The following is a 16,726-nucleotide window of genomic DNA, read 5'->3' as shown; positions in this document are numbered from 1 at the left end:
TTTGAATTCGAGTTCCTTTAATTAAAAACATGCGACCATATCAAATCACCGTGTCGTCGATTAGGCTGAGCGCCGTTCTAGTACGGCAGCAAAAAAACCATCGGTGCCGTGCACATCTGGTCTTAAGCGCAAATAATCATCCTCGCTAGTCAGACCCTGAATGCGATCACCTAAGGTAGTCACAGCATTTAACAAACGAAAGTCAGAGTGCTTCGCCAAAAACTGCTGGATTTGCGCTTCATTTTCCTCGGGCAAAACACTGCAGGTCGAGTAAACCAAACGCCCGCCTGGTGCAACGCAACGCGCTGCACTCTGCAAGATGCGCTGTTGCAAGTCACATAACTCGGCGAGTGCCGCCGGACTTTGACGCCACTTCATATCTGGATTACGGCGTAAGGTACCAAAGCCGCTACAAGGCGCATCCACCAAGACCCGTTCAGCTTTGCCTGCTAAGCGCTTAACCCGTGGATCATTTTCATTCGCAATCACCACTGGGGTGACATTAGACAAACCACTGCGTGACAGACGCGGACGTGCTCTGGCTAAACGCGCCTCGGACACATCAAAGGCGTATAATCGACCGGCTGAACGCATCATCGCCCCGAGTAATAAAGTCTTGCCACCGGCACCGGCACAAAAATCAATCACCATATCGCTACGCCGCGGCCCCACCAAGGCACAGAGAATTTGGCTACCCTCGTCCTGCACCTCCAAACTGCCATTCTTAAATAAAGGCCAGTGGTTAATCGCCGGTTTATTTGCCAGACGAATACCCCAAGGGGAAAATTTACTTGGCTCCGGCTCCGCTGCCGCATAGGGCGCCGCTTGCATCAACTGAAGTGCCTCATCACGCTGAATTTTTAAGGGATTAACGCGCAAATCCAAAGGCGCCTTGTTGTTTAAAGCCTCTACTAAACGGTCTGCAGCCGGTAAATCACGAAACTTTGCAGCCAACCAGTCAGGCAGGCTATGACGCACCTCCCACGCCATCCCCTCTAAGGGCAAGGCCTTAACATGCGCCAACCACTCGGCCTCGAAGGGTGTCAACAGCCCAGCAACATAGTCCTCACCATTGGTTGCAGCGAGCCCCAAGATAGCCAAACGACGATACTCACTGCCCTCACCGCTTTGAGCAAAATGACGATAAAGGCGCAAGTGTCGCAAAATATCAAACACCGTCTCTGCAATCTCAGCACGGTCACGCAAACCCAGTGAACGATGCTCTCGAAACCACTGGGATAAAACCGCATCAGCAGGATGCTTAAACTTCAAAATCTCAGTCAGCACCCGCTGTAATTGCTGGAGGCGTACCGTTGCAAAATCGGCCGGACTTCGCGCTTTATGGTGCGCTGTAACGCTGCCTTTAGTGCCACCGGCAATATGACGAACACGGCCTGAGGTGGGCTTTTTTCTCTGTTTGACCATCTTAATTACTCAAAAAATCCTTTAACCCAGGGTGAGCAAATAATCGCTGCGCTGGCTTAGTCCACTGCACCTGTTCTTGCTCATCTAAATAACAAACACCACTGACTAAATAATCAATAACCGCCGGGTACAACTGATGCTCGATCGCTAGTACGCGCGACGTCAAACTCGCTTCATCATCACTCGGCAACACGGGCACCAATGACTGCGCAATGGTAGGACCTGCATCTAACTCGGGGGTCACAAAATGCACCGTGCTACCATGTACGGTACAACCGGCCTCCAACGCTCGCTGATGTGTATCCAAACCGGGAAATAAGGGTAATAATGAAGGATGAATATTAATGAGTTTAGCCATGTAGTGGCTGACAAAAACATCCGTTAGAATACGCATAAATCCGGCCAAAATCACCCAATCTGGCTGATAGCTATCAATACACGCCATCAAGGCGCGATCAAAAGCCAAACGATCGGGGTAGTCACGGTGCGCAACTAACTGCGTGCTAATCCCCTGCTCCTTGGCCCACAGTAAACCAGCGCTATCAGCACGATTAGCGATCACGGCCACCACCTCCATATCCTGGCGCGCTTGGGCCATCCGCACGATTGACTGCATATTAGAACCGCGACCAGAAATTAAAATCACGATGCGTTGCGTTTTAGTCGCTGCTGCTTGCGAACGGGTAGAAAGCGTCATCTCAATGCTTGAACTCATAAATAATCACTAGTAATGTTGTGCGGAAAAACCTTCATTATAGCAAGCCAGTGGGGCGGTTCATGTTAAACTGATGCCCGTGAAAAATACCATTATTCCCGACTCATTTAGCCTAGATGCGGTGGACTATCCCGGCACCGCCCTGACCATTGGCAATTTTGACGGCGTCCATTGCGGCCACGCCAGCCTCCTCTATCGTCTTAAAAAAGCAGCGACTCAACGAGGCTTGGCGATGGGGGTGATGACCTTTACACCACATCCGCGAGAGTATTTTGCGCTTCTGAATAAGCGTCCCGAATTAATACCGACACGCATTAGTACCCTCAGAGATAAAATCTGCAGCTTACGCCTTTTGGGCGCTGACTTTGTTTCGCTCAGTCATTTTAATGAAGCACTAGCACATACCTCACCGACTGCTTATATTGAAGAAATTCTCGTCAAGCAGCTTAAACTACGCTATTTACTCGTGGGGCAAGATTTTCGTTTCGGTCATAAACGTGAGGGCGATCTCGCCTTACTCCGCACTTACGGTCAGCGCCATGGCTTTGAAGTGGAAACCATTGAGGATGTAAATGACTCTCACGGTATCCGCTATTCCAGTACCGAGTTACGTAATGCCTTATCCTTTGGCGATATCGCAGCGGCCAATCGTTTTTTAGGACGTCCTTACAGTATCAGCGGTCGTGTCACGCACGGCAAAAAACTGGGGCGTACCTTGGGCTATCCGACCTTGAATATTAAGCTGATGCCCCACTGTGCTATTCGTTCTGGGGTGTATGTGGTCAAAGTCAGAGGTCTGATTCCGCCTACGACAATTCAGGCGCCGTCCAGCACCTCAGCGCATGAGTCACCGCTGCACCAATTAAGCGCTCATTACCCTGCCATGGCTGGCATTGCCAGTTTAGGCGTCAGACCGACGGTCACTGCCAATGGCGAAGTGCTACTTGAAGTGCACCTGATAGATACAAACATCGATGCTTACGGTAAACTAGTAACAGTCGAGTTCCTACAGCATGTACGGGACGAAGAAAAATTTCCTAATTTAGAAACCCTAGTCAGTGCCATGAATCAAGACTTGGACACTGCTCGTGAATATTTTAATCAGCATGGACTATAAAGATACATTAAACCTCCCGGGAACCCAATTCCCCATGCGAGGTAATTTAGCAAAGCGCGAACCCGTTTGGGTTAAAGAATGGCAAGAAAAAAAGGTCTACGAAGCAATTCGTGAAGCCTCAAAAGGTCGACCTAAGTTTATTTTGCATGATGGCCCTCCCTATGCTAATGGTAGTATCCACATCGGTCACGCTGTTAATAAAATTCTCAAGGATATTATTCTCAAAAGCCGCAATATGTCAGGCTTTGATGCACCGTTTGTGCCAGGCTGGGACTGTCACGGTATGCCGATTGAAATTCAAATCGAAAAGCAGTACGGCAAAAACCTAGCCACGAAAGAGATGATGGCTAAAGCACGTGCCTATGCTATGGAGCAAATCGCTAACCAACGCGAGGACTTTATTCGCCTTGGTGTCTTAGGTCAGTGGGATAATCCTTATCTCACCCTGAACTATCAAAACGAAGCCGATGAGATTCGTGCCCTCGCTAAAATGATCGAAAAGGGCTACGTCTTCCGTGGCTTAAAACCGGTCAATTGGTGTTTTGATTGCGGTTCAGCCCTGGCTGAAGCCGAGGTAGAGTATCAGGATCGCATGGATCCGGCAGTTGATGTGGCCTTCCCCTTTGCTGAAAAAGACAAAGTGGCCAAGGCCTTTGGACTTGACAGCATTGCCGATGGCGCCGTGGCTATCTGGACCACCACCCCCTGGACCCTGGTTGCTAACCAAGCGCTTAACGTACACCCTGAGTTAGACTATGTGTTAGTCAAGGTCAGCCCGCGCCCTGCCAGTGGTGAGCTATTAATCTTGGCCAAGGATCGCTATGAAGATTGTCTTGCAGCTTATGGTTTAAGCGGCGAAGTGATAGCAACGTGTACAGGCGCAGCGCTTGAAGGTATTGGCTTTTACCATCCATTAGCAAAAATGGATCCGGGCTACAACCGCTTATCAAAGATTAATTTAGCCGATTATGTCACGGTTGATGCTGGTACCGGTATTGTGCACTCCTCACCAGCGTATGGTGTGGAGGACTTTATTAGTTGTAAGCAATACGGTATGCAGGATGATGAGATCCTAAACCCGGTTATGGGTAATGGTGTTTACGCCGATAGCTTAGCCCTGTTTGGCGGCATGAAAATCTGGGATGCCAATCCTAAAATTGTTGAGGCCTTAAAGGCTGCTGGCAATTTGCTTAAGTTCGAAAAGCTTAACCACAGCTACATGCACTGCTGGCGTCATAAGACACCAGTGATTTATCGTGCTACTAGCCAATGGTTCGCTGGCATGGACAGAACGGCCCATGACGACACTCGCAGCTTACGTGAAATCGCCTTAGAGGGCGTGGAAAATACTAACTTCTATCCTACCTGGGGTCGTGCCCGCTTGCACAATATGATTGCCAACCGCCCAGACTGGACCCTCTCGCGTCAACGTCAGTGGGGTGTACCGATGGCATTCTTTGTGCATAAGGAAACAGGAGAATTACACCCTCGCACCATTGAGCTGTTAGAGGACATTGCTAAACTCGTCGAAAAAGAAGGTATCGAGATCTGGCAGTCGGTTAGGGTTTCGGATTTCCTCGGTGATGAGGCCGATCAGTATGAGAAAAACCAAGACACCTTAGATGTCTGGTTTGATTCAGGCACCACGCATGTGCATGTGATGGGCGGTCAAAACCACGAATTCAAGGGTTCCCATGCCGATGATTTACGCTGGCCTGCCGATCTTTACTTAGAGGGCTCGGATCAGCATCGCGGCTGGTTCCACTCTTCTCTCTTGACCTCGTCCATGCTCTATGGTCGTCCACCCTACAACGGTTTATTGACACACGGCTTTGTGGTGGACGGCAATGGTCGCAAAATGAGTAAGTCCCTGGGTAATGTCATTGCGCCCCAGCAGGTGTCTGATACCCTCGGCGCAGAGATTATTCGTCTATGGACGGCGGCTACCGACTACTCGGGTGAGTTATCGATTTCCGATCAGATCTTAAAACGTGTGGTTGAGAGCTATCGCCGGATTCGTAATACCCTGTGCTTCCTCCTAGGTAATCTCAGCGATTTTGATGTGACTAAGGATTTAGTTGCCCTTGATGAGCTACTGGAAGTGGATCGTTTTGCCATTGCCTCAGCGGCCACGATGCAGGACTATATCCAAAAACTCTATGACAAGTATGAGTTCCACCCAGCAGTGCATCGCTTGCAGATCTATTGCTCAGAGGACTTAGGCGCTTTCTATTTGGATATTTTAAAGGACCGCCTCTACACCACGGCTAAGGAAAGCCTTGCGCGTCGTTCAGCGCAAACAGCCCTTTATTACATCACCATGACCTTGGTCAAACTGATGGCCCCCATCCTCTCATTTACATGTGAGGAGGCGTGGACTGAGATGCGCCGCACTTTCCTTAAAAACACGGCACTAGCAGATGGCTTAACTATTTTTACCGAGGTCTTTGAAACCCTACCTGCGATTGAGGATGCTGACGTATTACTGGCGAAATGGGCACGCATACTTGAAATTCGTGCACGACTCAATAAAGACTTAGAGGAGGTGCGCAGCGCAGGTAAAATCGGTTCTGCCCTACAGGCTGAGGTCGATATTTATGCGACTGGCGAGGATTATGAGTTGCTTAAGAGCTTAGCGGATGATTTACGCTTTGTCTTTATCGTATCGCGCGCCACACTTCATCAAGCCGCTGCCGACAGTACCGAGCCGCGCTTTGAAATTACAGCCTCTAACCATGAGAAATGTGAACGTTGTTGGCATTATCGTGAGGATGTTAATGAGGATCCTGCGCACCCAGGCATTTGCGGTCGCTGCATTGAAAATCTGACCACGCACGGCGAGGAACGTCACTATGCCTAAGCCGGCAGAGTCTCAAGCGCAAACCTTGTCGGCTCATAAAAAGCCGACAGCAACGCTTGCTCAGAGCCACTGGCCCCTGAGTCGATGGTTAGTGATTGCAGCCGTCTTGATTGTGTTAGATCAACTCAGTAAATGGTATTTTGAACTAAATTTCCAGTTTGCTGAGCGCCTGAATATACTGCCATTTTTTGATTTTATTTTGGTCTATAACACCGGGGCGGCCTTTAGTTTTCTAGCCAATCACGGAGGTTGGCAGCGTTGGTTTTTTGCTGCCCTCAGTCTCATTGCTAGCGCCGTGATTATTTATTTGCTGCGACGCAATCCTGCTAAATCATTATTTAATTTGGCGCTGACCTTAATTCTAGCGGGGGCTTTAGGCAATTTGATCGATCGTTTGCTACTCGGTCATGTGATTGATTTTTTACTGTTTTACTGGGGCGATCGTTACTTCCCCGCCTTTAACTTAGCCGATTGCTTTATTACCGTGGGCGCTGGCTTATTAATACTGGACGAATTACTTAGAATTCGACGACAGAAGCAAGTCTAAACGACAGAGGAGAATGCATCATGAGCCAGCTGCTTAGTGAAAAGCGTATCGTGCTCGGACTAACCGGCGGTATTGCTTGCTATAAAAGTGCAGAGTTATGCCGACGTTTGCAGGATCAGGGGGCCAGCATTCAGGTCGTGATGACGGATGCCGCCTGCGCCTTTATTACACCAACCACCATGCAAGCCCTATCCGGTAAGCATGTATATAGCGAAACCCTCGATCCCACCATGGCTAATAGCATGGCGCATATCAATTTAAGTCGTGAGGCCGATGCGATCTTGATTGCCCCATGCAGCGCTGATTTTATTGCAAAATTAGCCCATGGCTTGGCTGATGATTTACTATCAACCCTTTGTTTAGCCCGTGGAGCTTGCCCATTAATCCTTGCACCCGCCATGAATCGAGAGATGTGGGCTAACCCCGCCACACAACGTAATATTCAACGCTTAATTGATGATGGTATTAGCGTGTGGGGGCCTGCCGCAGGTGAGCAGGCTTGTGGCGAGATTGGTTCAGGACGCATGTTGGAGGTGCCAGACTTAGTTGAAGAGATGATTAGCTTCTTCAGTCCTAAACTACTGCAAGGCATAAAAATCTTAATGACTGCTGGCCCCACCGAAGAAGCCATTGACCCAGTGCGAGTTATCACCAACCGCTCCTCCGGTAAAACGGGTTATGCCATTGCCACGGCAGCACGTCGCGCAGGCGCCAAGGTCACCTTAATTTCTGGTCCCACAGCCCTGCCCCGTCCTTATGGTGTTGATTTTATAAGTGTGCGCTCGGCGCGTGAGATGTATGAAGCCGTGATGACAGTGGCAGCGGCACACGATATTTTTATCTCCGTCGCCGCCGTGGCTGATTGGTATATTAAAAATAGCACCACTAGCAAAATTAAAAAAACAGCAGATGGTGGTTTTCCAGCACTGGAGTTTGCCCCTAATCCAGACATTATCGCTAGCGTTGCCACGATGGAAAACGGCCCATGGCCCATCGGCTTTGCTGCCGAAACGGATAATTTATACGAATACGCCGAAGCCAAGCGTCAACGTAAAAAGCTACCTCTGGTGGTCGGTAATCTAGCGCAAGACGTCATGGATAGGGATAGCACTCGCTTTGTGCTGTTTGCTGATAGTGGCGTCAGCGAGATGCAGCCAGCGTCAAAACCAGCTGCTGCCGCTGCCTTGGTTGCAGAAATCGCCCGGCGCTATCGCTCAAGGTAACTAATGCAAGCATATGTTGATTTATTCTTGAATTTTATTGCTCAAAATAAGGCCTGGGCACCACCCCTTATTGGCATGGTGGCTTTGCTAGAATCCATTTTTGTGATTGGTCTGCTGATGCCTGCAACGGTCATCCTCGTAGCGACCGGTGCCCTCATCGGGGCGGATGCGCTACCCTTTTGGCCAATTAGTGTGGCTGCCTCCATCGGCTGCTTTTTGGGTGATAACATCTCCTACACCATTGGTCGTAAAGTGCGTCCTGGGCTGCTTCATGCCCGGATTTATCAACGTTACCGCAATGTGATTTTACGTTCTCATCTACTATTTCGTAAATTCGGTATTTATGCGGTTTTTTTTGGACGCTTTTTAGGTCCCTTACGTTCAAGTGTACCCACAGTAGCGGGCGTATTACGGGTACCATTTTACAAATTTCAACTCGCTAATTTTTGCTCTGCTGTGATTTGGCCGCCACTGTATATGCTGCCAGGTATAGCGATTTTTTAAATATAAAGCAATTCGTTAAACTTAACATAGGTATTAAAGCATGTTAGTCAATCTGAAGATTCTCGATAAACGCATGGAGCAGCAACTGCCTCAATATGCCACCGCTGGCTCTGCCGGTCTCGATTTACGAGCTTGTATTGATGAAGCCATAGTCCTAGCACCAGGCCAAACCGAGCTTATCCCCACTGGCTTAGCCATCCATTTGGATAATCCTGGCTATGCAGCCATGATTTTACCGCGCTCCGGTTTAGGTCATAAGCATGGGATTGTTTTAGGTAATTTGGTCGGTTTAATCGACTCTGACTACCAGGGTGAGCTGATGGTCTCCGTGTGGAATCGCAGTCAGCAAAGCTTTAGGCTTGAACCGATGGAACGTTTAGCACAATTGGTGGTGGTGCCAGTGCATCAAGTACAATTCCGTGTGGTCGATGAATTCAATCAAAGCGATCGCGGCAGCGGCGGCTTTGGTAGCACCGGTAAAAACTAATCAGACAGAATCTAGGAAACTCGATATGAACAATCACAAACGTAATTTCTTAAAACGCTTAACACTCACAGCGCTTGGCGTAGGTTTATGCCTAACAAATGCCCCTGCCCTAGCCGATGAAGCTAGCAATTATCCTAATAAAGTCATTCATTTTGTGGTGCCCTACGCAGCGGGTGGCCCATTGGATGCAGCCGCCCGTCAATTAGGTGAGCGAGTCCAAGAAACGCTTGGCCAAAATGTGATCGTTGAAAATAAAGCCGGCGCCGGTGGCAATGTGGGTTTAGCAAGTGTTCCTCAAGCCAAAGCCGATGGCTATACCCTAGGCATGGGAGCGGTTGCAACCATGGCGATTAATCCTTGGCTCTATCAAAAAATGCCCTTTGACCCGAGCAAAGACTTTGCGCCGGTGATACTTTTATCCAATGTGCCAAATGTGCTCATTCTAAATAAAAAGTTTGCTACTGAAAATGGCATCAACGATGTCCAGACCTTAGTTGATTATCTAAAACAACATGGTGATAAAGTTAACTACGCTTCGGGTGGTAATGGCAGTGCTGGTCATTTGGCTGGCGAATTATTTAAACAGCGTGCGGCGGTGGATATGCTGCATATCCCCTACCAAGGTGCAAACCCCGCCAAAATGGCGCTATTAGCTAATCAAACGCAACTCATGTTTGATAATCTAGCATCGTCACTCCCACAAATTAAAGCAGATGAAGTCGTCGCCTTGGCCGTTACGACCACCGAACGCAGTAGTTTTTTAAGTGAGGTACCGACACTTGAAGAAAGTGGCATTGCGAATTTCGATATCTCCACCTGGTTTGGTGTGGTTGCGCCGGCCGGCACACCGGAAGCTATTATCGAAAAACTCAACCAAGCCTACGCAGAAGGTATGAAAGATGAGCGTGTACAACAGCAGATGCGCAATATGGCCTCTGATTTAGAACCTGGTAGCGCCCAAGATTTCACTAATTATGCTAAAGAGGAATTAGCAAAATACCAAGAAATGATTAAATCTGCAGCCATCAAACTAGATTAAGATAGCACAAAGAGTAACGGTCCTGAGTAAATACTGGGACCGTTAATCGTTAATCGTTTCTAAAAGCGGATAAGCGCTTATTATCCTAAAACATAATGAAAAAACCCTCATAACAAATGCTATGAGGGCTTATAATCTGGCGCGCCCGGCAGGAATTGAACCCACGACCTCTTGGTTCGTAGCCAAGCACTCTAATCCAACTGAGCTACGGGCGCATATGAGGTGTTTGGTGGCTCTTCCCCGACTCGAACGGGGGACCTGCGGATTATGATTCCGTCGCTCTAACCAACTGAGCTAAAGAGCCTCTAACAACCTAAGAAAAAGATTATATTATCAATAAAACAAGATGTCAAGCCTCAATCAGACTAATTTAACAATTAAGAATTTCTTAGCTATAAAACACACACTTTATTGGATATTACTACAAAAAACTGCAAGACCGACTTTGATAATACAAAACTCAGGGAAAATTTTAGCGTGTATATTCTTGATTTGCCCTGAATCCTTGAGCAAGATCAGCAGATTAAGAAAATTTTGAAAACTACAGCTAGAATCAGTTATGATTAAGGTTTCAAGTCGTAATCAAATGTACATCTTGCAATGTTGCATTGAGTTTGCGACTTTTATTTACACTAAGGATGGAGTATTAAACACATGAAAAAAATTTTTAAAGCGCTCGTGTTGCCTGTTGCATTATCAATGGCAGGCTTTATGGGGACAGCACAAGCACAATCACCCGTTGTGATTAAATTCGCTCACGTTGTAGCCGACTCAACCCCTAAGGGTAAAGGCGCCTTATTATTTAAGCAAAAAGCAGAGGAGCGCCTAGGCGATAAGGTCAAAGTGGAGGTTTACTCTAACTCTTCCTTATATGGTGACGGTCAGGAGATGGATGCCCTACTCTCTGGTGACGTACAGTTATTAGCACCTTCTTTAGCTAAGTTTGAGCATTTCCAGAAGAAAATCCAGATTTTCGATTTACCCTTCTTATTTGAAGATATTGATGCCCTTGACCGTTTCCAACAAAGTGAAGCTGGTCAAAGCCTCTTAAAAAGCATGGAAGATAAGAACATCACCGGTTTAACCTACTGGCACAATGGTATGAAGCAGTTATCTGCTAACCAGCCGCTACGTGTACCGCGTGATGCGCGTGGTCTACGCTTCCGTGTACAGGCTTCTAATGTCCTTGAAGAGCAGTTTAAAGCATTGCGCGCTAACCCTCGTAAAATCGCTTTCGCTGAGGTTTATCAATCACTACAAACAGGTGTAGTTAACGGCGCTGAGAATCCCTATTCCAATATCTATTCTCAAAAAATGCATGAGGTGCAGAAGTACATTACTGAGTCAAATCACGGTTTGATTGACTATATGGTTATCACCAATACTAAGTTCTGGAACGGCTTAGACAGCGATGTTCGTACTGCCCTTGAAGATGTATTAAAGGAAGTCACTGTTGAGGTTAACAAAATGGCTAAAGAGCTAAACGACGGTGATAAGCAAAATATCCTTAATGCAGGCACAACCGAAATCATCACGCTAACGCCTGAAGAGCGTGAGCAATGGCGTGAAGCTGTACAACCGGTATGGAAGAAGTTCGAGGGTGAAATCGGCGCTGATTTAATTCAAGCAGCCGTAGACGCTAACAAAAAATAAGCACTCGATCACGTGGTGAATGAATGCCCCCTAAGCTATCAAACAACTCAGGGGGCATTTTTTATACAACTCATAACGCATATCAATCGCTGCAACAGCAGCATCACAAATTTCTAGCTATTAGGTAAAGGAAAACTTTATGTTTAGTCATACCTACCGCAAAATGGATTTATTATGGCAGAAAACTGAAAAATTTCTGATCGTATTTATTCTTTCTGCGATGACACTTGTGACTTTTTTCTACACCATGTTTAATAACCTCTACGTACCTTTGTATGGGCTAGGCGGTTGGTTTGTAGACACGGCTGCAGGTGATTTTTTTGATACGATTGGCGACTTCATTATGGATACCGCCACATTTTTTAACTGGGCCAATGAGTTCACTGCCATCTGCTTTGCCTGGCTCATCTTTTTCTGCATGTCCTATGGCGTTCGCGTCGGTGGTCACTTGGGCGTAGATGCACTGATTAAATTATTCGATACACGCACACGACGTATTCTGGCCTTTATTGGCTTAAGCGCCTGCTTACTCTATGGCGGCATCATGTTTGAAGCCAGCTTAGAGTGGGTTTATACCTTTTATAAATATGGCACCCTAACCAATGGTCTTGACCGCTTCGGCGTCGCTCGTTGGCATGTCACGATCATTGTGCCGATTGGTTTTTTACTATTTATTATCCGCTATTTAGAAATCGGCTACCGCTTAATTACCGGTCAGCAAGATGATCTGGGGCTGGCGGATGAAGCTAGAGACGCGGTCGAGGAACTCTCCACACAGCGTCACGCGAACAACACGGATGTCGTCATGGAGAAGAAGTAATGACAGTACTAGTTTTATTCGCTTTGCTTTTCGGCTTGATGCTAATCGGTGTGCCCATTGCTATTTCACTAGGTCTGTCTAGTGCCATTACCATCATGTTCTTTAGTCCTGACACCGTGCGTGGATTAGTGATCAAGATGTTTGAAACCTCTGAACACTATACCCTACTGGCGATTCCCTTCTTTTTAATTGCGGGCGCCTTTATGACGACCGGTGGGGTGGCTCGACGCTTAATTGACTTTGCTAATGCATGTGTAGGTCATGTGCGCGGTGGTTTAGCCATCGGTTCGGTGCTCGCATGTATGCTTTTTGCTGCGCTATCAGGCTCCAGCCCAGCCACGGTAGCTGCCGTGGGTTCTATTGCGATCGCCGGTATGGTACGCTCCGGCTATCCAATTGAGTTCGGTGCAGGGATTATTTGTAACGCCGGTACACTAGGTATTTTGATTCCACCCTCCATCGTGATGGTGGTCTATGCGGCTGCTACTGAGCAATCCGTGGGTAAAATGTTTATTGCGGGTGTGGTACCAGGACTGTTACTGGGGGCTGCACTGATGGTAGCCATTTATATCGTAGCGCGCGTTAAAAACCTCCCAGCACAACCTCGTGCCAGCCTCCGCGAATGGCTCGTGGCCTTAAGAAAATCCCTGTGGGGCTTGTTGCTGATTGTGATTATTCTGGGCGGTATTTACTCCGGTATGTATACCCCGACTGAGGCAGCAGCTGTGGCGGCAGTTTATTCAGCCTTTATTGCTCTCTTTGTGTACAAGGATATGGGCTTTAAAGACTTACCACGCGTGATGCTAGACTCAGGCAAAATGACCGTGATGCTGATGTTCATCATCGCTAACGCCATGCTTTTTGCCCATGTACTGACCACTGAGCAAATCCCTCAACTCATCTCGCAATGGGTATTAGGACTTGGCTTAGAGCCCTGGATGTTCTTGATTGTCGTGAACTTGGTGCTCTTGGTTGCTGGTAACTTTATGGAGCCATCAGCGATTATTTTAATTATGGCGCCGATTTTCTTCCCTATTGCAGTGGAACTAGGCATTGATCCGATTCACTTCGGTATCATCATGGTCGTCAATATGGAAATCGGTCTCATTACCCCACCGGTCGGTCTGAACTTATTTGTCAGCTCTGCCGTCACCGGTATGCCAGTAACTAAAACAATCAAGGCTGCCATGCCATGGTTGCTGATTTTATTGACATTCCTAATGGTCATTACCTATGTGCCGATCGTTTCACTCGGTTTACCTGAGTTACTCGGTGCCCAGTAGTTTCTGGTGCTAGGAAGTGTTTTGAATCGGGTGAGGTCTAAACCTCACCCTTTTTAGTGTCTGTGGTAGGTACAAAGCCCGTAACAACTCATTGCTGATTACGCTGCGGAGAACTCCTTAAAAGCAGCAATTGCATGGCTGCCGTACATGAGCGATGGGCCACCACCCATCATGACAGCTACCCCAACCAACTCCTCTAACTCTTCTTTACTCATACCTAAGCGAATACAAGCTTGCGTATGGAAAGCGATACAGTCATCGCAACGAATCGCAATAGCAATGGCTAAGGCTAATAACTCCTTGGTTTTCTCATCTAGTGCACCTGCTTTGGTCGCGGCAGATGATAGGGCAGCAAAGCCTTTCATAAGCTCAGGATTGCCCTGCTTTAAATCGCGTAAATTACCAGAAACGACCTGGGTTAATTCCTTATAACTCATACTGCACTCCTTGAAGCATTGTTAGTAAAATCAAACTAGAATAACTCAGTTAAAGTGAATAACATTAGTAATAGCTAATGTAGTTATAAGTAATTTAACACGCTATTTTTTTACTGTCAAGCTGACTTCATTCCTGCACACGCGGAAACTACCAATCAATGCCCACACCCGCATTGGTATTTTTCGTGGGTTTGACAGACACACCTGTTGACACTCGGATCTTACGCCCGCTAGACCATGGATAAAACCTGATTGCGTTAGTGATCCAAGCGGGCGTATCAGAACCCACAGTAAACGGCACTGAATGGCTCGCCCCCGCAGACACCCTAGGCTTGCCCGAATTACTCGTACAAGCCGTCAGACTAATGAGTGCAATCATAGCAAAGAAAAGACTAAGGATTTTTTTCATAAGGAATTTAACTTATGGCTGAGTAAAACAATACAAACTAAGCTTAACATAGCTAGCAGCCACTTTGACTGACTAGGCAAGCATATACACGCTATCACCCACCTACCACACTATCAGTCCCTCGTAGATAAGCTCACCCTATTTTTTAATCATCGTGATTAACGCTATTCATCAGCTCGGCTTTCCTGCCCTGCTCCTTGCGCGCGTTAAGTGTCATTTCCTCCTCAGCGACAGCTGGTGGTGCATTTAAGGGCATTTGCAGAATTTCCATCAAACCATTGCCAATGTCTCTGGCATAGCGACTATCATTCATCAAGGAAGAAGTTTGCCAACCATCTAATTCATTGTGACGCAATTTTTGCATGGCACGTGCGCGAAATTCGTCAAGTTTTTGAATCTGCCGCTGTAACTCATTCATCATATTAGGCCAGGCCTCTGTATCTGCTTTAGTCATAATCATGTGCTGAGCTAAGCATAAAACCTTGAACAGGTATTGTCTTAATTTGAGGTACTCATGATGGGGAGCAGCGTCGTGGTTTTGTAAATAGATTTGCATGTTTTTTTGTAGATGCTTTGCATCTTTGATGATATCGACCATGCGCAACATCACGATGTTAGCTTCTTTTAATCGCTCTTGATGAAGCTCACTATCAATATCCATTTTGCTCATAAAGTCCAGCAAATCACTATAAATAGGCTTGATTTGAGCTTCATAGAGTGCTCGGGCATTTAACTTAAATGGACCGACTGGCTCACTCACCGTATGAGCACATACCGCACCCTTGCCAGCGTTACGGCGCAGATCGGCTGGCGGAATAAATAACACATGACAAATCACCTCTAAGCATAAGGAGCTAAAATGTTGTAGCTCTTGGAACACAGCACGATAAGCCGTCTCACCTGAACGTAACATATTCGCTTGAAGGTAAATTGCGCCCACCGTTTTAAATTCATTGTCAGCTAAAATCGGCTCAGTCTTATCCGGTAACAGTCGGTAGAGAAAATGCGCAAAATGATCCTGCCACGGCCAAAACACTAATAGCCCTACAAAGTTAACTAAGGTATGAAAAAACGCCAATTGCAGCAAATGATTCATCCCCGTTTTCTCGCTGATATAGCTTACTACACTAACTATCGGCACCCATAATAACAGTCCTAGCATCACCGTGACGATATTAAAAATCAAATGTGCCAGGGCTAGCCGCCGCCCCTTGCGATCGTTACCCAACATGCCAACCAAGCTGGTTGTCACACTACTCCCTAAGTTGGAGCCAAGGGCAATCGCAAAGGCTTGCATCAAAGCAATTTGCTCACTGCCTAATAAGGCCAAGGTTAAAATTAAGGTCGCATGAGAGGATTGCAAAGCCATCGTGACAAGCAAACCCACCCCACTAAACAACATAATTTGCGCAATACCGCTCACCGTAATCGATTGCATTAACAACTGATTGTCGATATTATCAAAACTCAACTTGATGGCATCAATCCCAAAAAAAATCAGGGCAATACCAACTAAAACACGACCGAAAAACTTATACTTACCCTCAAGCAAACTAAAGAAAACCCCAAACACAAGCATGGGCACCGCCACGGCACCTAGACTCACATTGTGGCCAATCAAGGCCAACAACCAAATTCCACTCGTGGCCCCGATATTAGTCCCTAAGTTAATAGCAATACCACTCACCAAGCCAATCATGCCGGTACTTAAAAATGCCATGGTCAGCAAGGAGACGAGCGTACTGGATTGCAAGAAAAAAGTGGATACAACGCCGAAAGCAAAGCCTTTTAATTTAGTCGCTGTACTATAGACCAAAAACCGTTCAAAAGCGCCACCCACACTATTTTGTAAACCCTCTTTGATGCATTGCAAGCCAAAAATAAACAGGGCTAAGCCATAGCTCAATACTAACCATGGCTCACTTTGCGAAAAAGAATAAGCCATCGCAGCTAAGAATAAAGCTATCAACATTGGTCTTACTAAGCTTTTAGTCATGCTACCCCTGTGATTCACTGTTTAAATTCCCTATAGTTTAGCAATGTAAGCCTATCAACATTAGTCAAGTCTAATAAATAACTGAAATTCTCACTAACAAGGATTAAAATACCTAGTATAGAGCGGTGTGCGACAACTAAAAATTTGTCATTATCCTATGATCGTTCATAGGCATAGTCGGCCTACGCATTATCCGTTTAATTAATTTTTA

15 protein-coding genes and 2 tRNA genes are annotated in these 16,726 nt (G+C 46.7%); 10 read left to right on the top strand and 7 right to left on the bottom strand.

The annotated features are described in order from the left end of the window. Positions 1–60: 60 nt before the first annotated feature. A complete protein-coding gene (locus HMPREF3144_RS10870) occupies positions 61–1,425 on the bottom strand; it encodes an RsmB/NOP family class I SAM-dependent RNA methyltransferase (protein ID WP_018025740.1) in 1,365 nt (454 codons plus the stop codon). 1 nt (position 1,426) lies between these two features. After that, positions 1,427–2,140 (bottom strand): phosphoribosylglycinamide formyltransferase, encoded by a 714-nt coding sequence (gene purN / locus HMPREF3144_RS10865; RefSeq protein ID WP_018025739.1) that lies wholly within the window; start codon positions 2,138–2,140, stop codon positions 1,427–1,429. 73 nt (positions 2,141–2,213) lie between these two features. Between purN and ribF the strand changes: the two genes are divergently transcribed. The 7 genes from ribF to HMPREF3144_RS10830 are packed head-to-tail and all read left to right on the top strand — an operon-like array spanning position 2,214 to position 9,917. Further along, positions 2,214–3,257, top strand: coding sequence for a riboflavin biosynthesis protein RibF (gene ribF / locus HMPREF3144_RS10860; RefSeq protein ID WP_018025738.1), 1,044 nt, complete (start codon positions 2,214–2,216; stop codon positions 3,255–3,257). After that, the gene (gene ileS / locus HMPREF3144_RS10855; RefSeq protein WP_070477887.1) at positions 3,247–6,117 is read left to right on the top strand and encodes an isoleucine--tRNA ligase; all 2,871 of its coding nucleotides are present in this window, start codon (positions 3,247–3,249) and stop codon (positions 6,115–6,117) included. Before ribF ends, ileS begins: the two co-directional genes overlap by 11 nt. Next, positions 6,110–6,664 carry a signal peptidase II gene (gene lspA, locus HMPREF3144_RS10850; RefSeq protein ID WP_018025736.1) on the top strand — a complete coding sequence of 185 codons (555 nt, stop codon included), beginning with the start codon at positions 6,110–6,112 and terminating at the stop codon, positions 6,662–6,664. Before ileS ends, lspA begins: the two co-directional genes overlap by 8 nt. A 20-nt stretch (positions 6,665–6,684) precedes the next feature. Beyond that, positions 6,685–7,887 carry a bifunctional phosphopantothenoylcysteine decarboxylase/phosphopantothenate--cysteine ligase CoaBC gene (coaBC, locus tag HMPREF3144_RS10845; protein WP_018025735.1) on the top strand — a complete coding sequence of 401 codons (1,203 nt, stop codon included), beginning with the start codon at positions 6,685–6,687 and terminating at the stop codon, positions 7,885–7,887. Between the two features lie 3 nt (positions 7,888–7,890). Further along, complete coding sequence (locus HMPREF3144_RS10840) at positions 7,891–8,391, top strand: DedA family protein (protein WP_018025734.1); 501 nt, start codon at positions 7,891–7,893, stop codon at positions 8,389–8,391. A gap of 40 nt (positions 8,392–8,431) precedes the next feature. Further along, on the top strand, positions 8,432–8,878 hold the full coding sequence (dut, locus tag HMPREF3144_RS10835) for a dUTP diphosphatase (RefSeq protein ID WP_018025733.1): 447 nt from the start codon (positions 8,432–8,434) through the stop codon (positions 8,876–8,878). 25 nt (positions 8,879–8,903) lie between these two features. Next, the gene (locus HMPREF3144_RS10830) at positions 8,904–9,917 is read left to right on the top strand and encodes a Bug family tripartite tricarboxylate transporter substrate binding protein (RefSeq protein WP_070477861.1); all 1,014 of its coding nucleotides are present in this window, start codon (positions 8,904–8,906) and stop codon (positions 9,915–9,917) included. Positions 9,918–10,054: 137 nt separating this feature from the next. Here HMPREF3144_RS10830 and HMPREF3144_RS10825 read toward each other — a convergent pair. Next, positions 10,055–10,132, bottom strand: a tRNA-Arg gene (locus HMPREF3144_RS10825). A 12-nt stretch (positions 10,133–10,144) separates the two neighbouring features. Next, a tRNA-Met gene (locus HMPREF3144_RS10820) sits at positions 10,145–10,221 on the bottom strand. A gap of 350 nt (positions 10,222–10,571) precedes the next feature. On the opposite strand from HMPREF3144_RS10820, the gene HMPREF3144_RS10815 reads away from it, so the two are divergent. The 3 genes from HMPREF3144_RS10815 to dctM all read left to right on the top strand — a co-directional run bounded on the left by HMPREF3144_RS10815 (position 10,572) and on the right by dctM (position 13,673). Then, entirely contained in the window at positions 10,572–11,570 is a 999-nt protein-coding gene (locus tag HMPREF3144_RS10815; protein WP_018025731.1) for a TRAP transporter substrate-binding protein, read from the top strand. Between the two features lie 139 nt (positions 11,571–11,709). Further along, a complete protein-coding gene (locus HMPREF3144_RS10810) occupies positions 11,710–12,390 on the top strand; it encodes a TRAP transporter small permease (RefSeq protein ID WP_018025730.1) in 681 nt (226 codons plus the stop codon). Next, positions 12,390–13,673: a C4-dicarboxylate TRAP transporter large permease protein DctM gene (dctM, locus tag HMPREF3144_RS10805; RefSeq protein WP_018025729.1), complete on the top strand. Its 1,284-nt coding sequence runs from the start codon at positions 12,390–12,392 to the stop codon at positions 13,671–13,673. Before HMPREF3144_RS10810 ends, dctM begins: the two co-directional genes overlap by 1 nt. A gap of 98 nt (positions 13,674–13,771) precedes the next feature. Here the strand turns inward: dctM and HMPREF3144_RS10800 are convergent, their stop codons facing one another. From HMPREF3144_RS10800 to HMPREF3144_RS10795, 3 genes are all read right to left on the bottom strand, one after another. Then, positions 13,772–14,110, bottom strand: coding sequence for a carboxymuconolactone decarboxylase family protein (locus HMPREF3144_RS10800; protein WP_018025728.1), 339 nt, complete (start codon positions 14,108–14,110; stop codon positions 13,772–13,774). 148 nt (positions 14,111–14,258) lie between these two features. Continuing rightward, positions 14,259–14,519 (bottom strand): hypothetical protein, encoded by a 261-nt coding sequence (locus HMPREF3144_RS11625; RefSeq protein ID WP_141742780.1) that lies wholly within the window; start codon positions 14,517–14,519, stop codon positions 14,259–14,261. Positions 14,520–14,664: 145 nt separating this feature from the next. Beyond that, a complete protein-coding gene (locus HMPREF3144_RS10795) occupies positions 14,665–16,515 on the bottom strand; it encodes a Na/Pi cotransporter family protein (RefSeq protein ID WP_018025727.1) in 1,851 nt (616 codons plus the stop codon). Positions 16,516–16,726: the final 211 nt, after the last annotated feature.

The sequence above is a fragment of the Oligella sp. HMSC05A10 genome (assembly GCF_001808335.1).
Classification (GTDB): Bacteria; Pseudomonadota; Gammaproteobacteria; order Burkholderiales; family Burkholderiaceae_B; genus Oligella; species Oligella urethralis.
Note: the sequence above shows the minus strand (reverse complement) of the source record. Positions and strands in the feature narration are given on the sequence as shown.